Consider the following 19,516-nt stretch of genomic DNA (forward strand, 5'->3'; position numbering starts at 1 on the left):
CCGCCCGGATGAACCGGGACGGGAGGTTACTAGGCCCCGGCCCCGACCCATTCGACGGTCCCGTCGCTGAAGAACTGTTCCTTCCAGATGGGCACCTCCGCCTTGATCCGGTCAACGAGCTCCGAGCACACGTCGAACGCCTGGCCGCGGTGCGAGGCGGACACGGCGCACACCAGTGCGGGGTCGCCGATTTCCAGCATGCCCACCCGGTGCGCGGCCCAGATCCGCACTGTTTCGCCGCCGTCGCCCGCATGTTCGGCCACCAGCCGGGCAACGACGTCGGCCATCACCTGGTGGGCGGTGGGATGCGCACTGTAGCTGAGCCGCTCAACGGGCTTGCCGCCGTCGTGGTTCCTGACCACTCCGCTGAAGCTGACCACGGCGCCCGCCGTGTCCGATTCCACAGCGGCGATAGCCTGCGCCACGGAGATGGGCTCCGCGCTCAACACGGCGTTCACGATCTCGAATCCGGTTTCAGTGCTCATGGCTGCCTTCCAGTTGGTCGCACAGGTGGGTGATGACCGGATCAAGCACGCCCAGGCCGTCCATGACTCCCTTGGGTGATCCGGGAAGATTAACGATGAACGTCCGACCCGCCGCGCCCGCGTGTCCGCGGCTCAGCATCGCCATGGGCGTCTTCGACAGGCCGGCCTGCCGGATACCCTCCATGATCCCCGGAATCTCGCGGTCCAGCAGGGGCACCGTCATCTCAGGGGTCAGGTCATCGGGGCTGAGTCCGGTCCCGCCGCTGGTGATGATGACCGCGGGGTGCTGCGTGAGGAGGGCGCGCAGCGCGGCGCCCACAGGCTCACCGTCGGGCACCACCATGGCCGGGAACGTCTCGAAGCCGTGCTCCGTCAGCCAGTCGGTGATCACCGGACCGGTTTCGTCGCGGTAGATGCCCGCAGCGGCCCGGTTGGAGGCAATAACGACGCCGGCCTTCCGGCCGGTGGCCTCTCCGTGGCGGTGCGGTTCGGGCTGCTGTCCAAAGCTGCTCATGCTGTCCAGTCCCCGCTCTTGCCGCCGCTTTTGGCCAGCACCCTGATATCGGTCAAAACGGCGTGCTTGTCCACTGCCTTGATCATGTCGTACACGCTCAGTGCCGCCACCGATGCTGCTGTGAGGGCTTCCATTTCGACGCCGGTCACGCCCCGTGTCTTGACGGTGGCCAGCACCAGGACCGAATCGCGGCCCAGTTCAAAGTCAACGGTGACCTTGGAGATGGGCAGCGGATGGCACAGCGGGATGAGCTCGGGGGTCTTCTTGGCGGCCATGATTCCTGCCACGCGGGCCACCGCCAAAGCGTCGCCCTTCGGCAGGTCGCCCGCGCCCAGGAGGGCGAGCACCTCCGCGGTGGTGCGGACCGTGGCGGTGGCTGTGGCCTCCCGCGTGGTCTCGGCCTTGCCGGAAACATCAACCATCTGCGCTGTTCCGTCACGGCGCAGATGCGTCAGCCCGGCAGCATTGTCTTCAGTGTTCACAGCGTCCATACTTCCACTTCTGCGCCCGCGGCGAGCGCAGAAGTCCCCACCGGGACATGGATGAGGGCGTTGGAGCTGGCGAGGGCATGGACCAGGTGCGATCCTGCACCGCCTTCCAGCCGGACCGTGCCGTCCGGCAGGAGGGTTCCGCGCCGGACCTGGTGCTTGCCCGCGGGTGACTCCACCGGCTCCGCCAGCCGGGCCCGGATGGCAGGCCTCGGCGCCGGCGCCCCGAACAAAGAGCTGAGGACCGGACGGAGGAATATCTCGAAGGAGACCAGGCAGCTGACCGGGTTACCCGGGAAGCCGATGAACGGAACCCCGTCGAACCGCCCGATTCCCTGCGGGCCGCCGGGCTGCATGGCCACATGCAGGAATTCCACGTCCTGGTCCGCCGTGGCCTGCCGGACCACTTCGTAGGCGCCCTTGCTGACGCCGCCAGTGGTGACGATCAGGTCCACGTCGGGCGCGCGCTCCCGCAGCATGGCGGCGAGTTCCTCCGGACTGTCCGTTGAGATCGCTGCCCGCTGGACATCCAGCCCGGCCTGGCTCATGGCTGCTTCCAGGAGCGTGCCGTTGGCGTCGTAGATCTTGCCGGGTGCCAGCGTGCCGCCGGGTTCCACCACTTCGTCCCCCGTGGTGGCGAGGAGCACTTTCAGCTTCCGGTGCACGCTGACCCCGGTGATGCCCAGTGCCGCCAGGAGCCCCAGCTGGCCCGGGCCCAGGAACGTTCCGCCGGCGAGCGCCAGCTCCCCTGAGCGGATATCGCTGCCCGCGTTCCGGACGTAGGTGCCCGGCTCCGTTGCCGGCAGCCGGACCGTGGCCGCCGTTCCGGGGTCCGGGAAGGAATCGGGAACGGCCCTCTCAATGGGCACGACGGCGTCGGCTCCGGGGGGAATCATGGCGCCGGTCATGATGGGGGCGGCCGTGCCCGGCTCCAGGGCGGCCGCGGTGGCACCGGCCGGGATGGGCGCCACCACCGTGAGGTTCGCCCCGCCGTCGGCAATGTCACTGCTGCGGACGGCAAAGCCGTCCATCTGGGAGTTGTCGAACGGCGGCAGGTCCACGGGAGCGGGGATATCCGCAGCCAGCCCGCGCCCCAGCGCCGCCAGGAGCGGCAGTTCTTCGGTTCGGCCGGTTCCGGGGAGGTGGGCCAGCAGCTCCCGCACGGTGTCGCGGTGGGCCTCCACAGTGCGGGCCTGATGCCCGTCGTCGGTGCGGTGCATGCGTTCCTTACCTTGGTCCGGGCGTTGTTGTCGGGTTCACTGCGTTGTCGGTTTCACTGCGGCGTCGGGTTCACTGCGGCGTTCCGCCGCTGCGGTCGTTCCCGCGAAACGTTCGGCCCGTTACGGCGTCACGTCAACTCTAATGGTGTGGAATCCGGTGGCGCCGTCCGGAGCCACCCGGGCACGGTCTTCGATCTGCGGTGCACCGTTCAGGTCCGTGGCCCGGACCTGGATCTCGTACTGCCCGGGCGTCAGGGGCACCGACAGCTGCCACTGGTACCACGTGTCCCGGGATATGCCGGGCGCAAGTTCCACCGCCTGCCAGGGGCCGCGGTTGACGCGAAGTTCCACCTTGCCGATGCCGGTGTGCTGGGCCCACGCGACGCCGCCGAAGGCCACCGTTCCGGCACGAACCGGGCGGCCGGAGCGCGGAACGTCGATGCGCGAGGACGTCTTGATGGGTCCGCGTTCGCTCCAGCCGCGGGGCGTCCAATAGCCGACGTCGTCAGCGAACCTGGTCACCTTGAGCCCAGTAAGCCACTTGGTGGCGGAAACATAGCCGTACAGGCCCGGCACCACAAGCCGCACCGGGAAGCCGTGCTCGAGAGGCAGCGGCTCGCCGTTCATCCCGACGGCGATCAAGGCATCGCGGTCGTCGGTGAGGACCTCCAGCGGTGTGCCGGCCGTCCAGCCGTCCTTGCTGCGGGACAGCACCATGTCCGCACCGCTCCGCGGCCCTGCCATGGCCAGCAGTTCGCGGACCGGCCATCCCAGCCACAGCGCATTGCCGATCAGGTCGCCGCCCACTTCGTTGGAGACGCAGGCGATGGTCACGTGGCGTTCAATCATGGGCTTGGACAGCAGCGTGGCGAAATCCAGTTCAATCTCCCGCTCCACCATGCCCGTGACCTTGAGGACCCAGGAGTCGGGGTCCACTGCCGGAACCGTGAGGGCGGTGTCGATCCGGTAGAAGTCCCGGTTGGGAGTCACCAGCGGACTGATGCCGTCAAGGTTCAGCGCAGCGCCCGCCGGAACCGGCGGAGCCGGAGACGCGGCGGCCGGCAGGGCAAGCTTGCTGCGGAATTCGCTGACTCCGGCAGCGGCTCCTCGCAACGCTGTGGCAAGCCCTCCGCCAACTGCCGCGACGACGGCCCCTCCGCCAAGTGCTTGCAGGAACCGGCGCCGGCCGGCCTGGGCAGGTGACGCCGCGGCGGCTGGAGGCGCTGGCGCGGCGGCTGAAGCCGCTGGCGCGGCCGCTGAAGCCGCGTCCCAGTCGCGAAGGCGCGACATCAGCCACCGGAGCACCAGGATTGCGGCTGCCGCGGCAAGCAGGGGCAGCACCATGGCGTTGCCGGACGCCTGGGCGCGGCCCAGGACCGCCACGAGGCCCACAACGCCAAAGATGGAGATGACCGCAAACCCGGCGTAGCGGCGGCGCCATTCCAGGAGGCCGGCCAGTGCAGCCAGCGCCGCAATGGCCAGCCCCATGCCGACGAGCAGCGCCAACTTGTCCGCGGTACCGAACGCCGAGACCGCCCAGTCCTTGACGGCTGGCGGAACGGCGTCGATCACGGCACCGCCAACGGCCGTCATGGGCGACAGCGCCGGGCTCACGAGGGCCGCCACAAGCTCGCCGACCACCACTCCCGCGGCCACGGCCACAACACCGGCGGCAGCGGCCCACCTTGCCGCGGCTGATGCCGGCATGCCTGCCGGGAGCCGGACTGTTGCCGACTGGGACTTATTCACTACTCCAGCATAGGTTCGGGGCACTCGCGCGGGGCGCCTTTTCCGGCTTCAGTGGCGATCCGCCGGGATTCCGTGAGATCCGCCGGTGTCACGGGCGTGATGGTTGGCCCCAACGTGGCGTAGCCTGAATTTATGAGTGTTCAGCTTGGTATGCCGCAACCCCGGGAGGGGGCAGGTTCGGATCCGGTGGTGCCGTCGCGGCCGGCGGGCACGCCTGCGGGCCTCATGGACCGCTACGGACGCCGCGCCACGGACATGAGGCTGTCCCTGACGGACAAATGCAATCTGCGCTGCACCTATTGCATGCCGGCCGAAGGCCTCGAGTGGCTGGCCAAGCAGGCCGTGATGTCCGCCGAGGAAATCGTCAGGATAGTACGGATCGGCGTCGACCTGCTGGGCGTGCGCGAACTGCGCCTCACCGGCGGCGAACCCCTGGTCCGGGCGGACCTGCTCGACATCATTTCCGCCCTGCGCAAGGCCCACCCGCAGCTGCCGATTTCCATGACCACGAACGCCGTCGGCCTGGACAAGAAGGCAGCGGGGCTGAAAGCCGCCGGACTTTCCCGGATCAACGTTTCGCTGGATTCCCTGCACGAGGAAACGTTCACCAAACTGACCCGCAGGCCTTTCCTGGACAAGGTCCTCGCCGGCGTGGATGCCGCGTGGGCAGCCGGACTCGGTCCCGTGAAGCTCAACGCCGTGCTGATGCGGGGAATAAACGACGCCGAATCCCCGTCCCTGCTGGCCTGGGCGCTGGACCGCGGGTACGAACTCCGCTTCATTGAACAAATGCCGCTGGACGCCGACCACGGGTGGACCCGCCGGAACATGGTCACCGCCGCCGAAATCCGCGAACTCCTGTCCGTCGATTATGTGCTCAGCGCCGATCCCAGGGACCGAGACGGCGCCCCGGCGGAACGCTTCGAGGTACGACGCCGGACGCCGGGATCCGCTGACGCAACCGGCCCCGTGCTGGGCACGGTGGGAATCATCGCCTCTGTGACCGAGCCGTTCTGCTCGGACTGCAAGCGCACCCGGATCACGGCCGAGGGCAAGATCATGAGCTGCCTGTTCTCACGCGAAGAATTCGATCTGCTGGGGCTGCTGCGCGAGGGTGCCACTGACCAGCAGCTCGCCGAACGCTGGCAGGACGCCATGTGGCTCAAGCCCAAGGCCCACGGCATGGACCACGTCGGACTGGACGCCCCGGACTTTGTCCAGCCGGACCGCAGCATGAGCGCCATCGGAGGCTAAGGCATTGAACGTACGTTACTTCGCTGCCGCGCGCGCGGCGGCAGGGGTGGAAGAGGAACGCTTTGAGCTTCCGGCCGGCTCCACCATGGAATCGCTGTTATGCGCCGTGCTCGACGTCGACCGGCCGGCTCCGCCCGCCGGCACGCCTCCCCTTGGGAGGCTTCTTTCGCGAAGCAGTTTCCTGCTCAACGAAGTGGCCGTCCGCGACCGGTCCGTGGTCCTGGGACCGAACGACGTGGTGGACGTGCTTCCGCCGTTTGCCGGCGGGTAGGGATTCAGCGGCTAGGGATTCGGCGGCCCGACGTGAGGGCCGTGTTCGGTGCCGAGGGCCAAAGCCAGCAAGGAGTTCCTGCTCCGTACCCCGCATGCCGCAAAAACCAGTTTGAACTGGTCCTGCACCGTGTAAGGGCTGATGCCCAGGGCTGCTGCCAACGCCGCAGTGTCCAGTCCGCCCGCGGCGAGCTCAAGAATGCTGCGCTGCCGCGGCGTCAGGCCAAAGCACCGGGCGAAGACGTCGAGCCTCTCCCCTGCCGGGCACTCCTGGATGGTCACAGCCAGCCTCGCTGCCGGATCTGTTCCGGCATCCAGGCGGAATGACCGCAGGACAGCCCACCGGCCCAGGCCGATCGGGACCCTGGCGGACGCCGCGTGGGAGTCCACCCCGGCCTCGACGGCCAGGAGTTGGGCCGCCACGTTGTAGACCTCGGCCGGTATGGCCTCGTAGGGGCTGGGCCCCGGTTGCAACAGGCCAAGCCAGTCGCCGGCCGAGGCGCTTCGGCTTGTTACGGTCAGCTCGGTGTCCAGTGTGAGCACCGCTTGTTGGGGCAGCCCGAACGTCGGCGGCGGGTCGCGGCGTGTTTGGGCATCCCGCCTCATCTGCGCTGCCCTGCTTCGCCGCAGGCCCGCCGCGATGACGGGCGCGGCCGCTGCCAGGTGCATCGTTTCGCGTTCGGTGAATGGTCCGTCGTCGGCCGTCCGCCACAGGTCGAGCCAGCCCCAGCAGCCGTGGCCGTCGGCGAACACGGTGGACAGGACGTCCGCTACGCCGTACCGGCGGAGGACACCGTTCCACAGCGGGCTTCGCACCGGGTCTCCCCCGGTTGCCGTTCGCAGCGTCACTGCAGCCCGGCCGCCCGCTAGCAGCGACGTCCAGCGGCCCGGTGCCGTTATGTACTTCAGCCTGATCAGGGCGGGCAGTTCCTGCGGGCAGGGAATGCGCGCCATCGGTGAGATGCCGGTGCAGGACCCGGGGTCGGTCAGGGGCCATGCAAACCACCTGAACGGAACGATGCTGCCCAGCTCGGCCAAGAGCGCTGCCCGCAAGCCGTGGTCCTCCAAGGACTCACGGCAGAGCCCACCGATTCTGTCCAGGCTCCGGCTCACCGCCCAATTCGTGGTCATGGAAACAGTATGGCCCGCGGACCCGCCCAGAATTCTGGGATACCGCGCTCCGACCGGCCGGGCCTAGCGTGAAGCATCCCTAACCACGGGACAGCCAACCGGAAGGAGAGTCTGTGATGTACACCCTGCAGATAGAGCACGGAATCAAGGATTTTGGCCTGTGGAAGACGGCTTTCGACCGGGATCCGGTAAACCGCGCGGCTTCGGGCGTGACCGCGCACCGGATCAGCCGGCCGGTAGACGATCCACACTACGTAGTGGTTGAGCTTGATCTGGGGACCCGGGAGCAGGCCGAGGCCCTGCTGGCCAGCCTTCAGCAAAAGGTGTGGAATTCCCCCGCGGCCGCCCTTGCCCTCCAAGGTGCTCCGAAAACCCGCATCCTGGAGTCAGCAGGCTGAGGCTACCGGAGGGGCCTCAAGTGCGGCGGCAGACGGAGGTCATGAAAGGAGTGAAGGCCGCGGCTTCCGCAAGGCGGACTTCGGAAGTGTGCGTCAGCACGCCGTCGTCCACCCGGAAGGTGTGCCGGGACGTGTCCCGTCCGTTGCGGCGCTCCACGGTGAGTACTCCGTTGTGCAGGCTGCAGCGCGTCGGGGCTTCCCGCGGCAGTCCCACGCTGTCCACGTGGTACCAGACAGTATCCGGGTGGTCGGCGTCCATGGTGAACATGCCATGCCGCTCGAAACGGATCCCGTCATTTTCCGTGTGGCGGTAGCTTTGCAGCACCGCATACCCGCCGGCAGCCGTGGCGAAGGTCAATTCAGCAGCTGCTGTCCGTGCAGGCCTTCGTTGCGTCGCCTCGATGCGTGTGGTCCCGGTCCAATGCCCGAGGAAAGCGTGCAGCTCTTGCTGTGCAGTCCCCGGGTGCAGGCGGTCCATAGTTCCTCCAGTGTGGCCCCGGCTTCATCATCACGCCCGCGCGTGGACTTGTCCAGTTTCAGGGGCCCGGCCTAGAGGCCGAAGGTTTCGCCTTCTTCGAACGGACCCACGACCGTTACCGTCCGGGGCGCTGCAGCCAGTTCCCGCGCCAGCTCGCGCACCTGTTCCACGGTGACGCTCTTGATCTGCCGGAGCGTCTCCTCGATGTCCTGGTATTCGCCGGACACGAGCTCGGCCCGTCCCAGCCTGGACATCCGCGATCCGGTGTCCTCGAGCGCCAGGACGATCCCGCCGCAGAGCTGGCCCACGGCCTTCTTGAGTTCGTCGTCGGAAATGCCGTGCTCTGCCAGCTTGTCCAGTTCGGCGCCCAGGAGCTCAATCACCTGGCGGACCTTCGACGGTGTGCACCCCGCATACATGCCGAAGTAGCCGGCATCGGCGTAAGACGATGCAAAGGAGTATGTGGAATACACCAGGCCGCGCTTCTCGCGAACCTCCTGGAACAGCCGGGAGGACATGCCGCCGCCCAGCACCGCATTGAGCACGCTCATGACATAGCGGCGGCCGTCCGTGGCAACGATCGTGGGGCACCCCATGATGATGTTCGCCTGCTCAACGGGCCGCTTCACCACATGGAGTCCGGCCGTGCCGGTAATTTCGGCCCGATCGGTGGAGCGCCTTTCTACGGGAGCGGCACCGGGCTCCAGCGCCCAGCCCGCCTGCTGGAGCGCTTCCACCACAAGTCCGCAGACGACGTCGTGGTCCAGTCCGCCGGCGGCGGTGATGACCAGCTCGTCCGGACGGTAGTAGCGGCGGTAGTGGTCCCAGACGGAATCGCGGGCAACGGCCCGGATGGCTTCCGGGGTCCCGCCAATCGGGCGTCCCAGCGGGTGGGTTCCCAACACCGCCGCGACGAAATGCTCGTGGGCGACGTCCGTGGGGTCGTCGCTGTCCATTGCGATTTCCTCAAGGATGACGTCCCGCTCCTGCTCCATCTCCTGCGGATCCAGGACAGCGCCGGTGATCATGTCCGCGATGACGTCGATGGCCATCGGCAGGTCAGTGTCCAGGACCCGGGCGAAGTAGCACGTGCTTTCCTTCGCCGTAGCGGCGTTGGACTCCCCGCCCACCTCGTCGAAGGCGGAGGCGATTTCCAGGGCGGTGCGCCGCCGGGTGCCCTTGAACAGCAGGTGCTCCAGGAAGTGGGTGGAACCGTGCTGGCCGTGGGCTTCGTCCCGCGAACCCACGCCCACCCAGAAACCGATGGTCGCGGAGCGCTGGCCGGGCATTGCCTCCGTCAGTACACGCACACCGCCGGGGAGCACGGACCGGCGAACAACGGACCCGCCGTCGGCTCCGTGGATCAGGGTGTCTCCGGGATGGTTCTGCACCAGCGGCAGGGGTACGACAGTCATCAAGGCCTTTCAGGAAAACGGTGCCAAATCTGCCTGCCATCGTACCAGCGGACCACTCGCCCGGAACCTCATGGAGGGGCGCGGTGCGGACGGGCCCGGTTTTACGAGGCGGCGCGGCTTAACGGCGGCGGGGCCGGTGGATGATCCACCGGCCCCGCCGTCGTGCTTGGACTACGAAGTGCGTTGCAGACTACTCTGCGGCTGCCTCGACGGTCTCAGCGCTTTCAGCGCCTTCTTCCTCGGCGATAACCGGGGACAGGGACAGCTTTCCGCGGTCGTCGATCTTGGTGATTTCGACCTGGATCTTCTGGCCCACGGAGACGACGTCCTCGACGTTGTCCACGCGCTTGCCCCCGGCGATCTTGCGCAGCTCGGAGATGTGCAGCAGGCCGTCCTTGCCCGGGGTGAGGGAAATGAAGGCACCGAAGGTGGTGGTCTTGACGACCGTGCCCAGGTAGCGCTCGCCGATTTCCGGAACCTGCGGGTTGGCGATGGCGTTGATCGCGGAGCGTGCGGCGTCGGCGGACGGGCCGTTGGTGGCGCCGATGTACACGGTGCCGTCGTCCTCGATGGAGATGTCCGCGCCGGTGTCTTCCTGGATCTGGTTGATCATCTTGCCCTTGGGCCCAATGACCTCGCCGATCTTGTCCACGGGGATCTTGACCGCGATGACACGCGGAGCGAACTCGGAGAGCTCGTCCGGGGTGTCGATCGCGGAGTTGATGACCTCGAGGATGTGCAGGCGGGCTTCGCGTGCCTGCTTCAGGGCGGCGGCCAGAACGGAGGCCGGGATGCCGTCGAGCTTCGTGTCCAGCTGGATGGCCGTGACGAATTCGGAGGTACCGGCAACCTTGAAGTCCATGTCACCGAAAGCATCTTCGGCGCCCAGGATGTCCGTGAGTGCTGCGTAACGGGTCTGGCCGTCAACCTGGTCGGAAACCAGGCCCATGGCGATGCCGGCAACGGCAGCCTTCAGCGGCACACCGGCGTTGAGCATCGACAGCGTGGAGGCGCAGACGGAACCCATCGACGTCGAACCGTTGGAGCTGAGGGCTTCAGACACCTGGCGGATGGCGTAGGGGAATTCCTCGCGGGACGGCAGCACGGGCACGAGCGCGCGCTCGGCCAGGGCGCCGTGACCGATTTCGCGGCGCTTGGGCGAGCCCACGCGGCCGGTCTCACCGGTGGAGTACGGCGGGAAGTTGTAGTTGTGCATGTAGCGCTTGCGCGTTACCGGCGACAGCGAGTCGATCTGCTGTTCCATCTTCAGCATGTTCAGCGTGGTGACACCCATGATCTGGGTTTCGCCGCGCTCGAAGATAGCCGAACCGTGAACGCGGGGCAGAACCTCGACCTCGGCGGTGAGCTGGCGGATGTCCGTCAGGCCGCGGCCGTCGATGCGGATCTGGTCCTTCAGGATGCGCTGGCGCACAACCTGCTTGGTCACCGAGCGGAACGCTGCGGACAGTTCCTTCTCGCGTCCCTCGAACTGGCCGGCGAGCGAAGAGGTGACTTCGTCCTTGAGCTCGTCCGAAGCGGTGTCGCGCTCCTGCTTGTCAGCGATCTGGAAGACAGCAGCAAGCTTCTCAGCAGCGGCAGCCTCAACAGCGGCGTAGACGTCGTCCTCGTAGTCGAGGAAGACCGGGAATTCGACGGTCGGCTTGGCGGCGCGGGCAGCCAGGTCGGCTTGGGCGTCGCAGAGTGCCTTGATGAACGGCTTGGCAGCCTCGAGGCCCTCGGAAACAACCTCTTCGGTGGGAGCGGTGGCGCCCTGTTCCTTGATGAGGTTCCAGGAGTTGTCGGTCGCTTCGGCTTCAACCATCATGATGGCGACGTCGTCACCGGCAATGCGGCCGGCTACAACCATGTTGAATACGGAGTTCTCGAGCTGCGAGTGCTTCGGGAACGCAACCCACTGCGAGCCCTGCTCGTCAGCCACGAGGGCAACGCGGACGCCGCCGATCGGGCCGGAGAACGGCAGGCCGGAGAGCTGGGTGGACATGGACGAGGCGTTGATGGCCACGACGTCGTAGAGCTCGTCCGGGTTGATCGCCAGGACGGTGACGACGATCTGGACCTCGTTGCGCAGGCCCTTGATGAAGGCCGGACGCAGCGGGCGGTCCATGAGGCGGCAAGCCAGGATGGCTTCGGTGGACGGGCGGCCTTCGCGGCGGAAGAACGAACCCGGGATGCGGCCGGCGGCGTACATACGCTCTTCGACGTCAACGGTCAGCGGGAAGAAGTCGAAACCTTCACGCGGGTGCTTGCCGGCGGTGGTTGCGGACAGCAGCGCGGTGTCTTCGTCGATGTACACCATGGCTGCGCCGGCTGCCTGCTTGGCAAGACGGCCGGTTTCGAAGCGGATTACACGCTTGCCAAAGCGGCCATTGTCAATGACGGCTTCTGAGAACTGGATTTCGGGACCCTCCAAGAGAGTCACCTCCGTTTCTTGGTTAACGGAAGTCCAGCCGCATCAACCCAGTCCAGCATCTGTCTACTGGCCTGCACTGCACCCGGTCATCGATCGAGACCCACGGGCCGGGCTTCACTCTTCGAAGCCGTTCCCGGGAATCACTACCGAGGACCGCGAATGCGTGATGCGGTTGATCCTCCTGTTTAGTTTTTGTACTGCAGGAGGCGGCCCGTCCGGGTGGGATGGGCCGCCCCTTGGAGCTGACTAGCGGCGCAGGCCGAGGCGCTCGATGAGCGCACGGTAGCGTGCAATGTCAGTGTTCTTGAGGTAGGTGAGCATACGCTTGCGACGGCCAACCATGGCCAGCAGACCGCGCTGGGTGTGGAAGTCGTGCTTGTGCTCCTTCATGTGCTCAGTGAGATCCTTGATCCGCTGAGTCAGGACTGCAACCTGGACCTCCGGTGAACCGGTGTCGCCTTCGGACGTTGCGAAATCCTTGATGATGGACTGCTTTACAGCGGCGTCAAGTGCCACAATAACTCCTAGAGATGTGCCGTGAGGCCCGAATCAGTAATTCACTGCCGGGTGTGCCTGCGCGGAAATCCCCGCAAATTCGGGGATTCCATTACATGACAAGAGCCAGCCGCCACGGACTGCAGCCGGATCCAACGTTTAGTTTACCGGCCCGGCCGCAATCTTGTCGAAACCTGCCCCGCGGCCGCCTACGGCGGCCCCTTACGCGCGCGCCAGCAGATCGCGGATCGCGGCAACGCCGCGGTAGACCTCCGTGAAGGATGTACTCAGCGGCGACAGCCCGATGCGGATGCCTTGCGGAGCGCGGAAGTCCGGGATGACGTCCTGGGCCCAGAGCTCTGCTGTCATTTGGCGGAAGTCCGGGTGGTCCACAGTGATGTGGCTCCCCCGCTGCTCCGCCTCCCGCGGCGTGGCCAGCTGCACGCCGGCAGGAGCCAGCCACGCATCATGGAGTTCGAGGGCATACGCCGTCAGCTTCCGGGACTTTTCCCGCAACGCGGACATGCCGGCCTCTTCGATCAGGTCCAGGGTGCCGCGCATGGCGATCATGCCGAAAATTGCCGGCGTTCCGCTGAGGAATCCGCGGATCCCCGGAGCCGGCTCATAGCCGGCGGCCATTTCGAAGGCATCCTTGCGGCCCATCCATCCCCAGATCGGCTGGCTCAACCCGGGCAGGTGGCGGGCGTTAATGTACGCGAAGGCCGGGGAGCCCGGCCCGCCGTTGAGGTACTTGTACGTGCAGCCGGCGGCGAAGTCGACGCCGGCGGCGTCGAGCTCGATCTCCACCGACCCCGCCGAATGGCACAGGTCCCACACCACCAGCGCGCCGGCGTCGTGCACTGCAGCGGTGATGGCCGGCAGGTCGGCGAGGTAGCCGGAGCGGTAGGCGATCTGGCTCAGGACCACGACGGCGGTGGACGGCCCTGTTGCCTCCCGCACCTGGTCTACGCTTACGCCGGCGGCGGGATCGGCGTCGATCCAACGCAGCGTCAGTCCTTCTTCGCGGGCGATGCCTTCCAGGAGGTAGCGGTCCGTCGGAAAGTTGTCCGTGTCCAGCACGATTTCGGTCCTGGCGGGGTCCTTGACGGCGGCGAGGGCTGCGCGGACCAGCTTGTAGAGGACAACGGTGGTGGAGTCGGCGATGATGGTCTGCCCGGGAGCCGCGCCAAGCACCGCCCGGCCAAGCTGGTCGCCGATGGCTTCCGGCAGGGCGAGCCATTCCTCGTCCCAGCCGCGGATCAGCCGGCCGCCCCAGTTCTCCTGGATAAAGGCGCTGATGTCCGTGACGGTCCGCTTGAGCGGGCGGCCCAGTGAGTTTCCGTCCAGGTAGGACAGGTCAGTGTCGGTTCCGACGAAGTGGTCGCGGTAGCCGGCCAGCGGGTCCGCGGCATCAAGCTCGACGGCGCGCTGCAGCAGGGCGTCCTGGGTCCCGTGAACCGTGCTCATTGGCCGATCTCCGTCCGGACGGCGAAAAGTTCTGGGAAGAAGGTCAGTTCCAGGGCCTTCTGCAGGAACGCGGCGCCGCTGGAGCCGCCGGTGCCCGACTTCATGCCGATGGTCCGTTGCACCGTCCGCAAATGCCGGAACCGCCACAGCTGGAAGTTGTCTTCCAGGTCCACGAGTTCCTCGCATGCCTCGTAGGCGCCCCAGTTGTCCGCCGCGTTTTCGTAGATGTGCTTGAACACGGGGACGAGTTCGGGGCAGAATTCGTGGGCTTTGGTGACGTCGCGTTCCAGCAGGGATGCAGGAATGGCGAAGCCCTGGCGGTTGAGGTACGCCAGGAATTCGTCGTAGATGCTGGGCGCTTCAAGGACGTGGCGCAGCTGCTCGTGGGCCTCGGGATCGGATTCGAACACGGGAAGCATCTTGCGGTTTTTGTTGCCGAGGACGAACTCCACCGCCCGGTACTGGCTGGACTGGAATCCGGAGGAGTTGCCCAGGAAACCGCGGAACTGCGAATACTCGGTGGGCGTCAGCGTGGCCAGCACGGACCATTGCTCAGTCAGGGTCTTCTGGATGTGCTTGACGCGCGCAATCGCCTTCAGGGCGGAGCCGAGGTCGTCGCTGCGGAGCCAGGCCGCGGCGCTGCGCAGCTCGTGAAGGACCAGCTTCAGCCACAGTTCGGTGGTCTGGTGCTGGATGATGAAGAGCAGTTCGTCGTGGTGCTCCGGATCGCTGACCGGCTGCTGCGCACTGAGCAGTGTGGGAAGCTGCAAGTACGACGCGTAGCTCATCCGTGAACTGAAATCCCGGACGATGTCCTTTTCCAGTTTCCTCGTGTTCTTCTCAACGGACACAGCGGTGCCTTCCTTGCCAGTGACTGGGGTCAGCGCCGGAACAGGATGTCGTGGGCCTGGACGACGTCCAGGCGCATCTGTTCGACGAGCGCTTCCGGCCCACGGTACGCCACCATGCCCCGCAGCCGTGCCGCGAACTCCACCACTACTGTCTGGCCGTACAGATCGAAGTTCTCAACCGGTTCTTCCGGGCGGTCGATGACGTGTGCCTCGACCTGCCGGCTCACGCCGTCGAACGTGGGGTTGGAACCCACGGAGATGGCAGCCGGCCACCTCGTGCCGGCCTGGTCCACGAGCCAGCCGGCGTAGATGCCGTCGGCCGGGATGTAGCCGCTGGCTTCGGAGGCCAGGTTGGCGGTGGGGAAACCCAGCGCACGGCCGCGGGCGGCGCCGTGGACCACTTCTCCGCGCATCCGGTGCGGGCGGCCCAGCACGGCAGCCGCCGTGGTGACGTCTCCGTCCCGCAGCGCCTCACGCACCCAGGTGGACGAGCAACGGCGGTCCTCACCGCCGTCGTCGTGGATGGGGAACCCTTCGGAGCCGAACTCACTGATGACCTGCACGGTAAAGCCGAACTTCTCCCCCAGTTCCTGCATGGTGGACAGGTCGCCGGAGTTGCCGCGGCCAAAGCGGGCGTCATGGCCGATCACCACATGGCTGGCCTTGAGGCTGTCGACTAGGACCCCGGAGACAAATTCTTCAGGTGTCAGGCTGGCGAGCTCCAGGGAGTATTTCATGACCAGGACGGCATCCAACCCCAGCTCGCCGAGGGCAACGAGCTTGTCCTCGAGGCCCATGATGAGCTCCGGTGCGGACTCGGGCCGGTGCACCTGTGCCGGGTGGGGGTCAAATGTCACTGCGACAGCGCGCGCGCCGTTGAGGCGGGCCGTGCGGATCAGCTGGGAAAGTACCTGCTGGTGCCCGCGGTGTACCCCGTCGAAATTGCCGAACGTGACAACGGTAGGGCCGAAGTCCGCGGGGACCTCGGACGGATCGTTCCAGATGTGGACCATCAACCTCGCCTTTTACTGCCTGCCATTGACTCGTCCGAAAACCGCGCCGGGCCCGGAACTCTCCTAGATTACCCGCATTTGCCTGTGCTAACCGACGCCGATGCCGGCCCCGGCTTCCGCCGCCCCGTCCTTTCCTTCCCCGGCCTCCCGCCCGGGACTAGGATGCAAGGGCAGCATCCGGCGACGCAACTGCGCGCCGCAGCCAACGATGCCCGCGCTGCCCGCCGGGCTGAAGGAGAGTCCTATGACTGACATCCGCGAGATTTTGGAACAGATTCCTGTTGACCAGATTGCCGGATTGCTAGGCACGGACCGGGAGTCCGCCCAGGCCGCCGTGGAGGCCGCGGTGCCCACCCTCCTTGCGGGCATGCAGAGCAACGCACAGGCGCCGGAGGGTGCGGCCTCCCTGGAGTCGGCACTGGCCCAGCACCAGGACGGGCTCATTGCAGGCGGTGTGGACGTTTCGCAGGTGGACACGTCCGACGGCGAGAAGATTGTCAGCCATGTTTTCGGCGGCCAGCAGGACCAAGTGGCCAGCCAGCTCGCAGGGACGGCCAACCTGGGCGGCGTTGGCGGAGACCTCGTCCGGAAACTCCTGCCCATTCTCGCGCCGATCGTGATGTCCTACCTCGCCAACAAGATCCTCGGCGGACGGAATGCGGGTGGCGTTGCGGGCGGCGACTCTTCCGGCAACACTGGCGGACCCGGGGGCATCGATCTCGGCGGCATTCTGGGTGGCATTCTTGGCGGCGCTTCGCAGGGCGGCGCCGCGGGGCAGGGCGGACTCGGCGACATCCTTGGGGGCATTTTCGGCGGAGACGCCCAAGGCGGGCAGCAGTCCAGCAATGCGGTAGTACCGGAGACCGTCAACGACTCGGCCCCGCAGGCTCCGGCCCCGCAGGCTCCGACGGGTCCGCTGGGGCAGCCGATCCAGCAGGGCGGTGCGCCCGTTCCGGGCGAGTTGATCGACGTCGACCTCCCCGGTGAGCGCACCCAGGACCAGACCGGTGAGCGCGCCGAGGAGCGAAAGAACGACGACGGCGGGCTCGGCGGGCTGTTGGGCGGGCTCTTCGGGAAGAAATAGCCTGGCGGCCTGATGCTCCCGCACCATCGTGGTGCGGGAGCATCATCGTGCCTGGTCCGGATTTAGGGCCGGGCGGATTCTCCGGTGGCATCCACGGGCCCTGACGTGGCTGTTGCCACCTGTGTCAGCCAGTTGTCCAGTTCCCTGGGCTTGCGAAACACCAGCACCGGCGGCATGTCCGGATCGGCCTGCCATGCCCTGAAGACCCGCTTTTTCCTGGCAAATGAGTTGAAATGCCAGTAGAAGATCGAGTCTTTCGCAAAGAGCCTCGCCAGCGTTTCTACGTTTCCATTGCAGACGGGCTGCCTGGTGATGACTCGGCGTACCGAGCGGCGGGTCAGCCTGGCAAGCGACAGCCAGCGGGGATAGTCCAGCGCTACGACTAGTTCCGCCCAGGGTACCACGATGTCGCGCCAAACGCCGTAGGCGCTGTCCAGGACCCAGGAATCGCGGGCCGCCACGTCCGTTGCGATCTCGCGTTGCTGTTCGACGCTGCGCTGCTGCCAGCCGGGAAGCCAGCCAATGTCGTCGTCCGCGGAAAACTCCGGGAGCCCGGAGGCAGCGGCATAAGCGTGGGCGGCCGAAGACTTGCCGCTACCCGTAACGCCGTAGAACAGAACCCGGGCTGGAATTGGCGGAATGGATTTCACGGGCTGCTCCCCCTATTTTGCTCGGCACTCTGCCGTCCGTTGACGCCGGCGCACCGCGATTTGCCACGATAGCACCCGGCTGAATCTGCCGCCGTCGGAGACTGCCCCGACCTGCTGCTGCAAACCTCGGCCATGTAACACTGGTCCGATGCCAGAGTTCAGCGTTCACGACAGCAGCGACCTTTGCGACGCGGAAGTCATTGCCTTGTACGAATCCGTGGGTTGGACCAGCTACACAGCTGAACCCGCCGTACTCCTCCGCGCGCTCCAGGGATCAGGCTTTGTGGTGACCTGCCGCAATGAGGCAGGAAAGCTCGTCGGCCTGGCACGCGGAATTTCGGACGACGCCACCATCTGCTACGTACAGGACATCCTGGTCCACCCGGCAGTTCAAGGTTCCGGCGCCGGCCGGGCCATGCTGGAAGCCATCCAGTCCAGGTACGGGCATGTCCGGCAGACGGTGCTCATCACGGACAACGAACCTGGACAACGCGCGTTCTACGAGGCCCTCGGATTCACAGAAGGCTCGGATTTCAGGCCGGAACCGCTGAGGATGTTCGCCCTCTTCCGGTAGTCCGGGATGCCGGCCGGGCGGCGGGCCCGTGCAGTCGTCATGGGATCTCGACAGCGCGTGGTTTGAACCGCTGCCGCCTCACTCGAGTCGGAAGTAGTTGTTTCTTCGCGGGATTTGTCGTGGGTCGATGTGGGGTGGCGGGATGAACCAGGGGATCCCGGTTTTGACGTGGATTTGCCACTGCTCTTTGTGGATCAGGTGGTGGTGGTGACTGCAGAGCAGGGTGCCGTTGTCTGTGCTGGTGGTTCCGCCGTGTGACCAGTAGGTGATGTGGTGGGCTTCGCACCAGGGTGTGGGGATGGTGCAGCCCGGGAAGGCGCAGCCTTGGTCGCGGGCGGCGAGGGCTTTTCGGATGTGCGGCGGGAAGACCCGGGTGGTGCGGCCGATGTCGAGGATGCGCCCCTGGCTGCCGAGGAGGACGGGGATGATGTCGGCGTCGCAGGCGATCTTGCGGACGGTGGCGGCGGTGACGGGGCCGGTGAACGTGAATAAGCCCGTCCCCGGGATGCCGGTGCCGTGTTCGAGGTTCTCCAGCCGGGCCAGGAGGTCGCGGTAGTCGATGGTGACCATGACCTGGGGCCGGAGCCCTCCAGCGGCAGGAAGGCCGCCTGTGGTCAGGCCTGCTTTGACCGCGCCGACGAGGCCGTCCAGGAGCTGCTGCGGCCGGGTCCGCTGGTCCAGATCATCCAAGGCGCCGGTGCTGTTGTCGCCGGCGCTGCCCTCACCCGGTTGGGTGCGGGGGTTGGTGGCGGTGTTCATCGCCGTCAGCAGGTGCTCGGATTGCTCGGTGGTGGCGAAGATTTCCATCCGCTGGAGTCCCCGGCGGGGCTGGCGGATGAACACACCCTGACGTTGCCGGAGTTCGGTGTCGGTGGGTTCGGACCCGTCCTGGTCGATCGCCTCCGTCCATTGCCTGGCGACGCGGGCGACGAAGTCGGTGTCGTGCTCCACCGCGGCCCGGGTCAAGGCGTGTTCCATCCGGCCGGCAACTTCCGCATCCGCGTGGTGGCCGACCCTGTCCAGGGCGAGGGTGATGATGGTCGCGGAGCGGGACGCGACGGTCCCGGCTGCGACGGCGGCGGCGAGTTCGGGCCGCTCCGGTGGTTGGGTGTGTCCCGTGATGCCGGTGCGGGGCAGGACCGCCTCGGCCAGGGCGAGCCGCCGGCGGGCTTCGCCGGCACCGATCCGCAGCCGGGCACGGAGGAACTCGGTGGTGTTCCGGCAGCCGTCGTCCGCAGGGTCCGGTTCCGCGGGGACCGAAGCTTCGCCACTCACTGCCGTTTTGGCAGCCTGGCTGGTGTCGTTTGGGCTGGTGTCCGCTTCGCTGGTGGCCCAGTCGATGGGACCGTGCACGGCGGTCGCTTCACCCCACCCGGTGGTCCAACCAACCCCGGACCCCGAGCCAGCCCGTGCAGCAGCAGAGGCCTCCCGCCGGGTCCGGTCCACGGACCCGGCGGCAACCACTTGCAGGTATTCCGTCGTCCGGGCAATACCCTCGACAATCGCCGCGAAGTCAGCCGCTTCGCGGAAGCCCATCCCCGCAGCGTCG

The 19,516-nt window shown here is 66.8% G+C and carries 20 protein-coding genes; 5 read left to right on the top strand and 15 right to left on the bottom strand.

Features of this window, described 5'->3' with window-relative positions; translation table 11 throughout:
* Window positions 1–29 precede the first annotated feature (29 nt).
* The 5 genes from BS38_RS0117390 to BS38_RS0117410 all read right to left on the bottom strand — a co-directional run bounded on the left by BS38_RS0117390 (window position 30) and on the right by BS38_RS0117410 (window position 4,414).
* The gene (locus BS38_RS0117390; protein ID WP_028271957.1) at window positions 30–485 is read right to left on the bottom strand and encodes a molybdenum cofactor biosynthesis protein MoaE; all 456 of its coding nucleotides are present in this window, start codon (window positions 483–485) and stop codon (window positions 30–32) included.
* Window positions 475–999 (bottom strand): MogA/MoaB family molybdenum cofactor biosynthesis protein, encoded by a 525-nt coding sequence (locus BS38_RS0117395; protein WP_028271958.1) that lies wholly within the window; start codon window positions 997–999, stop codon window positions 475–477. Before BS38_RS0117395 ends, BS38_RS0117390 begins: the two co-directional genes overlap by 11 nt.
* On the bottom strand, window positions 996–1,490 hold the full coding sequence (gene moaC / locus BS38_RS0117400; protein ID WP_028271959.1) for a cyclic pyranopterin monophosphate synthase MoaC: 495 nt from the start codon (window positions 1,488–1,490) through the stop codon (window positions 996–998). Before moaC ends, BS38_RS0117395 begins: the two co-directional genes overlap by 4 nt.
* Window positions 1,478–2,707 carry a molybdopterin molybdotransferase MoeA gene (locus BS38_RS0117405; RefSeq protein WP_028271960.1) on the bottom strand — a complete coding sequence of 410 codons (1,230 nt, stop codon included), beginning with the start codon at window positions 2,705–2,707 and terminating at the stop codon, window positions 1,478–1,480. Before BS38_RS0117405 ends, moaC begins: the two co-directional genes overlap by 13 nt.
* Window positions 2,708–2,827: 120 nt before the next feature.
* Window positions 2,828–4,414, bottom strand: a complete 1,587-nt coding sequence (locus tag BS38_RS0117410) for a molybdopterin-dependent oxidoreductase (protein ID WP_028271961.1) — start codon at window positions 4,412–4,414, stop codon at window positions 2,828–2,830.
* Window positions 4,415–4,588: 174 nt separating this feature from the next.
* Between BS38_RS0117410 and moaA the strand changes: the two genes are divergently transcribed.
* On the top strand, window positions 4,589–5,710 hold the full coding sequence (gene moaA, locus BS38_RS0117415; protein WP_028271962.1) for a GTP 3',8-cyclase MoaA: 1,122 nt from the start codon (window positions 4,589–4,591) through the stop codon (window positions 5,708–5,710).
* A gap of 4 nt (window positions 5,711–5,714) precedes the next feature.
* The gene (locus BS38_RS0117420) at window positions 5,715–5,981 is read left to right on the top strand and encodes a MoaD/ThiS family protein (RefSeq protein ID WP_028271963.1); all 267 of its coding nucleotides are present in this window, start codon (window positions 5,715–5,717) and stop codon (window positions 5,979–5,981) included.
* Between the two features lie 11 nt (window positions 5,982–5,992).
* Here the strand turns inward: BS38_RS0117420 and BS38_RS0117425 are convergent, their stop codons facing one another.
* On the bottom strand, window positions 5,993–7,111 hold the full coding sequence (locus tag BS38_RS0117425) for a helix-turn-helix transcriptional regulator (RefSeq protein WP_028271964.1): 1,119 nt from the start codon (window positions 7,109–7,111) through the stop codon (window positions 5,993–5,995).
* 116 nt (window positions 7,112–7,227) lie between these two features.
* Between BS38_RS0117425 and BS38_RS0117430 the strand changes: the two genes are divergently transcribed.
* Complete coding sequence (locus BS38_RS0117430) at window positions 7,228–7,509, top strand: hypothetical protein (RefSeq protein WP_028271965.1); 282 nt, start codon at window positions 7,228–7,230, stop codon at window positions 7,507–7,509.
* Between the two features lie 16 nt (window positions 7,510–7,525).
* Here the strand turns inward: BS38_RS0117430 and BS38_RS0117435 are convergent, their stop codons facing one another.
* From BS38_RS0117435 to BS38_RS0117465, 7 genes are all read right to left on the bottom strand, one after another.
* A complete protein-coding gene (locus BS38_RS0117435; RefSeq protein WP_028271966.1) occupies window positions 7,526–7,987 on the bottom strand; it encodes a DUF1579 family protein in 462 nt (153 codons plus the stop codon).
* A 71-nt stretch (window positions 7,988–8,058) separates the two neighbouring features.
* Window positions 8,059–9,402: a M16 family metallopeptidase gene (locus tag BS38_RS0117440; protein ID WP_028271967.1), complete on the bottom strand. Its 1,344-nt coding sequence runs from the start codon at window positions 9,400–9,402 to the stop codon at window positions 8,059–8,061.
* 190 nt (window positions 9,403–9,592) lie between these two features.
* A complete protein-coding gene (locus BS38_RS0117445) occupies window positions 9,593–11,833 on the bottom strand; it encodes a polyribonucleotide nucleotidyltransferase (protein WP_028271968.1) in 2,241 nt (746 codons plus the stop codon).
* A gap of 246 nt (window positions 11,834–12,079) precedes the next feature.
* Complete coding sequence (gene rpsO / locus BS38_RS0117450) at window positions 12,080–12,349, bottom strand: 30S ribosomal protein S15 (protein ID WP_028271969.1); 270 nt, start codon at window positions 12,347–12,349, stop codon at window positions 12,080–12,082.
* Between the two features lie 201 nt (window positions 12,350–12,550).
* Window positions 12,551–13,795, bottom strand: coding sequence for a kynureninase (kynU, locus tag BS38_RS0117455; protein ID WP_028271970.1), 1,245 nt, complete (start codon window positions 13,793–13,795; stop codon window positions 12,551–12,553).
* Window positions 13,792–14,646 carry a tryptophan 2,3-dioxygenase gene (gene kynA, locus BS38_RS0117460; RefSeq protein WP_028271971.1) on the bottom strand — a complete coding sequence of 285 codons (855 nt, stop codon included), beginning with the start codon at window positions 14,644–14,646 and terminating at the stop codon, window positions 13,792–13,794. Before kynA ends, kynU begins: the two co-directional genes overlap by 4 nt.
* 29 nt (window positions 14,647–14,675) lie before the next feature.
* Window positions 14,676–15,659 (bottom strand): bifunctional riboflavin kinase/FAD synthetase, encoded by a 984-nt coding sequence (locus BS38_RS0117465; protein WP_028271972.1) that lies wholly within the window; start codon window positions 15,657–15,659, stop codon window positions 14,676–14,678.
* A gap of 244 nt (window positions 15,660–15,903) precedes the next feature.
* On the opposite strand from BS38_RS0117465, the gene BS38_RS25530 reads away from it, so the two are divergent.
* Window positions 15,904–16,743 (top strand): DUF937 domain-containing protein, encoded by an 840-nt coding sequence (locus tag BS38_RS25530; protein WP_043439082.1) that lies wholly within the window; start codon window positions 15,904–15,906, stop codon window positions 16,741–16,743.
* Between the two features lie 62 nt (window positions 16,744–16,805).
* Here BS38_RS25530 and BS38_RS0117475 read toward each other — a convergent pair whose 3' ends face one another.
* Window positions 16,806–17,393 (bottom strand): hypothetical protein, encoded by a 588-nt coding sequence (locus BS38_RS0117475; protein WP_028271973.1) that lies wholly within the window; start codon window positions 17,391–17,393, stop codon window positions 16,806–16,808.
* Between the two features lie 148 nt (window positions 17,394–17,541).
* On the opposite strand from BS38_RS0117475, the gene BS38_RS0117480 reads away from it, so the two are divergent.
* Window positions 17,542–17,967, top strand: a complete 426-nt coding sequence (locus BS38_RS0117480; RefSeq protein ID WP_028271974.1) for a GNAT family N-acetyltransferase — start codon at window positions 17,542–17,544, stop codon at window positions 17,965–17,967.
* 78 nt (window positions 17,968–18,045) lie between these two features.
* Here the strand turns inward: BS38_RS0117480 and BS38_RS25535 are convergent.
* Window positions 18,046–19,516: HNH endonuclease signature motif containing protein (locus BS38_RS25535; protein ID WP_043439096.1), on the bottom strand; the 1,471-nt coding region annotated here is incomplete at its 5' end.

The organism is Arthrobacter sp. UNC362MFTsu5.1 (assembly GCF_000685965.1).
In the GTDB taxonomy this organism is placed as follows: Bacteria; Actinomycetota; Actinomycetes; order Actinomycetales; family Micrococcaceae; genus Arthrobacter.